Origin of the sequence: Methylophaga sp. (assembly GCF_965655755.1) — a bacterium.
In the GTDB taxonomy this organism is placed as follows: Bacteria; Pseudomonadota; Gammaproteobacteria; order Nitrosococcales; family Methylophagaceae; genus Methylophaga.
The window spans coordinates 1-5,315 of record NZ_CBFHHW010000057.1; the positions used below are offsets into that span (position 1 = coordinate 1).

General features: G+C 46.3%; 5 protein-coding genes and 1 tRNA gene. 3 read left to right on the plus strand and 3 right to left on the minus strand.

Annotated elements, in window-relative coordinates:
* Positions 1-3: 3 nt before the first annotated feature.
* Genes ACTF5U_RS12100 through ACTF5U_RS12110 form a run of 3 tightly spaced genes read right to left on the minus strand, consistent with a single transcriptional unit; the run spans position 4 to position 3,374 of the window.
* A complete protein-coding gene (locus ACTF5U_RS12100; RefSeq protein ID WP_438971888.1) occupies positions 4-1,527 on the minus strand; it encodes an ABC transporter permease in 1,524 nt (507 codons plus the stop codon).
* Positions 1,524-2,561: an ABC transporter substrate-binding protein gene (locus ACTF5U_RS12105; protein WP_438971889.1), complete on the minus strand. Its 1,038-nt coding sequence runs from the start codon at positions 2,559-2,561 to the stop codon at positions 1,524-1,526. Before ACTF5U_RS12105 ends, ACTF5U_RS12100 begins: the two co-directional genes overlap by 4 nt.
* Positions 2,562-3,374, minus strand: a complete 813-nt coding sequence (locus ACTF5U_RS12110) for a hypothetical protein (RefSeq protein WP_438971890.1) — start codon at positions 3,372-3,374, stop codon at positions 2,562-2,564.
* A gap of 365 nt (positions 3,375-3,739) precedes the next feature.
* Between ACTF5U_RS12110 and ACTF5U_RS12115 the strand changes: the two genes are divergently transcribed.
* The 3 genes from ACTF5U_RS12115 to ACTF5U_RS12125 all read left to right on the plus strand — a co-directional run bounded on the left by ACTF5U_RS12115 (position 3,740) and on the right by ACTF5U_RS12125 (position 5,313).
* Positions 3,740-4,483 (plus strand): dienelactone hydrolase family protein, encoded by a 744-nt coding sequence (locus ACTF5U_RS12115; protein ID WP_438971891.1) that lies wholly within the window; start codon positions 3,740-3,742, stop codon positions 4,481-4,483.
* A gap of 160 nt (positions 4,484-4,643) precedes the next feature.
* Positions 4,644-5,078, plus strand: a complete 435-nt coding sequence (locus ACTF5U_RS12120; RefSeq protein ID WP_438971892.1) for a chemotaxis protein — start codon at positions 4,644-4,646, stop codon at positions 5,076-5,078.
* 162 nt (positions 5,079-5,240) lie between these two features.
* A tRNA-Val gene (locus ACTF5U_RS12125) sits at positions 5,241-5,313 on the plus strand.
* The last annotated feature ends 2 nt before the right edge of the window (positions 5,314-5,315 follow it).

The following is a 5,315-nucleotide window of genomic DNA, read 5'->3' on the forward strand; positions in this document are numbered from 1 at the left end:
CAATCATGAATGAGTGACATCCTCTAATACATCAGTTTGGTTCCAGCGCTCACCGTAAAACATAACCGCCAGTGCAACGCCTGAAATCAAAACTAAAAGCAGGCCCGGTATCGCTGCCTGACCGAAATAACCGGCTTCATAAACACGCCATAAATACGTCGCCAGAGTTTCGAAATCCAACGGACTCAGAATCAGCGTAGCCGGTAATTCTCGCATGACTTCAAGAAACACTAAAGCCGCACCCGCCACAATACCGCGCAAACTTAGTGGCAGTGTGATGCGTCGAAACGCTTCTTTGCGGCTGGCACCCAACAAGCGTGCCGCTTTAACCAGACTCGGGTCGAGACGCTCGGATGTCGAACGAATAGCGCCCACCGCCAAGGGTAAAAAGCGCATAACATAGGCCAGAACAAGTAACGTCAAGGTTTGGTAGAGCACTGAAAGCTGTAACCCCACATAAACCAGTGCCGTACCCATAACAATGCCCGGGACACCAAAACCAAGAAAGCTGACGCGCTCCATAAGACGACCAAACTTACCGCTGATGGCTGCCTGCGCCACCGGCAAAGCAAAAATGACGGTGGCAATTGCAGCAAATAAAGCCGCATAAGCCGAGTTCCAGGCGTAGATCAACTCGAAATTACCGGCGCCTTCACGCCATAACCAGACACCGAACACTGCTAGTGGTAACACTATCGCCAGAATAACTACAGGCGAACAGGCGAGTAGCATCAATGAGCTGCGCAGACGGCCAGGCCACAAAGTCAGGGATTTACCGGGACGTTCACGTGTGCCCATGACACGTGATTCCAGAAATAGAATCAATCCGACAATGACCAGTAGTTGCAAAGACAACATGGCCGCCTGACTGAGACCAAAGCTGTTGTATTCGACATAGATCATGCGCGTAAAGGTATCCAGTCGCATGATTGCAGGTGTACCGAAATCCGATAAGGCATACATTGCTGCCAGTAAGGCACCGGCTGCGATACCGTTGGTGATTCTTGGCAATACCACCGACCACAGACTGCTGAACAAAGACATGCCTAAAGTACGGGCTGCATTGACTAAGCTGGCATCAAGACTGAGCAGAGAGGCTCTTACAGTGAGCATTACAAAGGGATAAGTATACAAGGCCATGACAACGCTGGAGCCGAACAGACCATCAAAACTCGGAGTACTGAATCCTGTGAGCTGCTCAATTTCTCCGCCCGGCCCAAAAGCTGCGTATAAGGTAAACGCGCCAATGTAGCTGGGAATAGCCAGAGGCGCAGCCAGCACTATCAGCCACAAACGTGACCAGGGTAATTTGACGTAAGCCGTCAGTAACGCCAAAGGCACGCCAATAATGACAGCACCTATGGCGGTCAATACCATCAGCAAGATTGTGTTTGTGAAAATTTCTAAGTTACGGGCATCAAACAATTGCGGGCTGTCTGCTGCCAGAGACAGTAGAACGACAACAGGCATTAATGCCATTAAGGCAATAATGAAAGCCAGTGGGTAGGACGGTGACCATCGCTTCATAAAATGCCGACGTTACGCATCAAGTCAATGGTTGGGCGCAAGTCAGACAACTGTGTCAGATCAACCTTGGGTGGATTAATGGTTTCAAGCTCAGGTAGCCCTTTTGGTGAGGCAACATCGTTTGCCAGTGGAATTTCATAGGCTTCTTCAGCCAAGTAAGACTGCACTTCTTTTGATAACAGATAACGAATGAAGTTAACGGGCAGCTCGCCCTCTTTAAGGGCCAGAATACCCGAAGCATTTACCAGACATCCGGCATCATCCCGGGTAAATGCTAGATCGACATTAGCATCAGGCTTACCGGACTTAAGGCGTAAGGTGTAGTAATGATTAGCTAGGCCAATATCGACTTCACCACGCTCTACGCCCATCACCACACCAAGCTCGCCAGCATAGGTTTTTGCACGTTTGTCCATAGCCCTTAGCCAATCAGACGTGGCACTGTCCCCTTCCAGCAATCGCATAGCAGTGACAAAAGACTGAAATGCTGCATAGGCAGGTGCCCAGCCAACAGTTAGATCGCTGTCAGGCAAAGCCATGATGTCCTGTGGGATTCTGTCAGCCGTTAAACGCTTAGTGTTGAAAGGTATGGTTCGAATGCGACCGGTGACTGGCACCCAGTCAGGGAAACGAAAATCTTCTCGCATTTGTCCTGTAAGATTTTCAGGTAATTTCTCTGCCAGCCCAGCGGCTGTGACCATGCCGATAGCGCCTGAATCAACGCCCCAGAAAAGATCGGCGCGCCTGACACCGGCTTTGGCCTCTGCCAGTATTGCATTGGTCAATGAGGCCGTTGGTCCACGGCGGATACGAAGCTTGAAGTCGGGGTTACGTTCTTCTATGGCTTTTATCACATTTTCATACAGACCACCCTCGCCTCGTCCCAGGTAGAGCGTCAGTTCACCTTTCAATTCTGGCAACACATCGACTGAAACGGCACTGGTTGGATCAGCCAGTACACGGTTGATGCTGAATGGTAATGTCCCGGCAGCGGCCAGCGCTGCGAGTGACTGTACAAATGTTCTTCGTTGCATTTAGAAAACGTCCTTTCTCTCTTCTGCTGATTCTTTAAGCAAAGAAGAAGCTTTATCCAGTTTCGTCTGCATGCTTGTGACGACATTGCGGACATCATCAACGCTTTTGCCATCCTGAATAATGGTCGGCAACGTCACGTTGAAGTCTTTTTCAAGATCTTCAACCAGATCAGCATCGATTGCGATTAACTCACCTTCGACACCTTCAAACAGATTCAGATAGGTGTCATGCACAATTGATACGGCTTCTTTAGGTAACTTCTCGGCATACTTCGCCACAACCCGGTTCAGGTTATTATCAATAACATTAAGTGCTTCGATAGAGTTAGTCGGGCTTTCCTCAGTGGTCGCTACATGTTCAGTAAGACCTTTGTCCTGATACTGTGCCGCTAACTTAACAGCGCCCAGTCCTTGCCACAGCGCTTGTTGAAGAAGGTGTTGTTGCATACGAACCGTTTCAACGGGCTCATTCTCTTCGATAGCATCTTTCACGCCAAACAGACCTTGCCAGATAGAGGCATAAACCGGGACATAGTTCGTTTCGATAGCTGAATGAAAATCTACTGCCTCCCAGTGTTCGACTAATAAATCAGGTTTGGCTTCTTCGACGCCTCCCTCTTGATAACGGGCGATCATGTCATCTACTTTGCTATTAAGCCAGCTTACTTCCTGACTGTAGTTATCAAGATTGTCTGTAAGGTGATTGACATGTTCTCCCACAGCACCGGTGGCAAAAGCCGTTTGTGATGTGAATAATGCCAACGCTCCAACTAGACCGATCATGTGCTGGCGTTTAATCCAATTGATTTTCATTATATTTTCTTCTCCCGGAAATTAGCGTCATTCAATTAACTTAATCTTCTTGATAATAATACTCATTTCTATTACCAAGGTAAACCAGCCTGTCACTATTTATAACGATGTGCAGTCAGAATAATTAAGGTTTTCCCCTGAATGATGACCCTATTCATTGTTCTGATGCATTAGCGCTGTTTGAGTATATTCTGCACAAAGTTGACTATTATGAATGAAAACCGTTCGCGCTCCTATCCTTAACAAGAGAGAAAAACGTTGTGAGGCAGTCGCACTGTAATGCGTTTCAGCTGGTGATTGCATAGTGGAGTCGTTGTACAATAGCGCTCTTTAATTTCTAACCTGAATAAGCGAACGCACTCACTATGAAAATTCAAAGCGATTTTGTTGATCTCGATACGCCAACCGGCATTATGCGCACTTATATTCATCGTCCGGTTGGTGAAGGAAGCTTTCCAGTCATTTTGTTCTATTCAGAAATATTCCAACAAACAGGACCGATTGAACGTGCTGCTAGACTGATGGCAAGCCATGGTTATGCCGTCCTGGTTCCTGAGGTCTTCCACGAATTGAACCCAATAGGCACAATTCTGGGTTACGACGATGCTGGTCGTGATAAAGGTAATGCAGACAAAGAAGCGAAAGATGTGCAGGACTACGACTCTGATAACGCTTCGATGATTCAATATGCTAAACAACAATCATGGTGTAACGGCCATATAGGCGCAATGGGATATTGCATTGGTGGTCACTTGGCTTTCCGCGCTGCATTGCAGCCTGAAGTCAAAGGAACGGCCTGTTTTTATGCTACTGACTTACACATTCAAAAAATTCCCAATAAGCCCGGGCAGCACAGTATGGAACGTTTGGATGATATTAAAGGTGAGTTGCTGATGATTTGGGGTAAGCAGGATAATCACGTGCCTCGCGAAGGGCTCGATAAAATTCACTCTGTTCTGAATGAGACGGACATTACCTTTACCTGGCATGAGTTCAATGCAGAACATGCTTTTATGCGCGATGAAGGCGATGGTGGTCGCTATGATGCCCAAACTGCGCAGTTGGGCTACCAACTCGCGTTGAACTTGTTCAGCAGAACATTACGCTAAAATCAAACACCAATAAATACCCGTGTAAGACCTTGAAGTAACTCAAATCATAGGGGGATCAGTATTTGACTGATCCCCCTTTTTCTAAATTGTTGACTGCATCACATAACTCAACAGCACCAAGTGTTTATTGTTGTTCATAGATTTGTCAGGTATTGCTATGAATAACACAAGAAAAACCCCCATGCTGATGGGATGGAACGATGATTATGATCAACATAAAGAGATCATAGATGAACAGCATCGTTCGATATTGAGTACCATCAACTCTATTTATTATCTCTTCCTAAAGGCGGACGATACCAATATCATCAAACATGTGATGATGCTCCATTCACAACTTAAAATTCATTTTCAAACTGAAATTCTAATCCTGAAAAAAAATGAGTCTCCACTCTTAGCAAACTATGAAAAGCAGGCAGACGCATTTTTGGATTCGCTTCTTGATGTGTGTGAAGTAAAAAGTGATGAGCATCAAACGCAACTGCTATTTGAGAAATTTAAATCATGGTGGCAAAGTCATCTTGAGTTACATAAAGAGATCACACCTTATCTATTCAACTGGCGGGGCGATTATTGCAAGATTGTAGCCTGAGGCCTTTCTGAATTGGCCGCAATTGAATGCTTACGTTTGGTATTTTGAAGGCTTTTATCAAATAACTATGTGCTAAGTTTCTCTTTCAGCAGTAATTTCAAAAAAAGCCGAAATAAAGCGAGCAAATCCTAAAAAGATGTTGTAACATGCCTCGCTTTCTTGGGGTGCTTAGCTCAGCTGGGAGAGCATCGCCCTTACAAGGCGAGGGTCGGGGGTTCGATCCCCTCAGCACCCACC

Coding starts and splice junctions, on each gene's coding strand:
- ACTF5U_RS12100 (WP_438971888.1), bottom strand. CDS start 1,527: ATGAAGCGATGGTCACCGTCCTACCCACTGGCTTTCATTATTGCCTTA.
- ACTF5U_RS12105 (WP_438971889.1), bottom strand. CDS start 2,561: ATGCAACGAAGAACATTTGTACAGTCACTCGCAGCGCTGGCCGCTGCC.
- ACTF5U_RS12110 (WP_438971890.1), bottom strand. CDS start 3,374: ATGAAAATCAATTGGATTAAACGCCAGCACATGATCGGTCTAGTTGGA.
- ACTF5U_RS12115 (WP_438971891.1), top strand. CDS start 3,740: ATGAAAATTCAAAGCGATTTTGTTGATCTCGATACGCCAACCGGCATT.
- ACTF5U_RS12120 (WP_438971892.1), top strand. CDS start 4,644: ATGAATAACACAAGAAAAACCCCCATGCTGATGGGATGGAACGATGAT.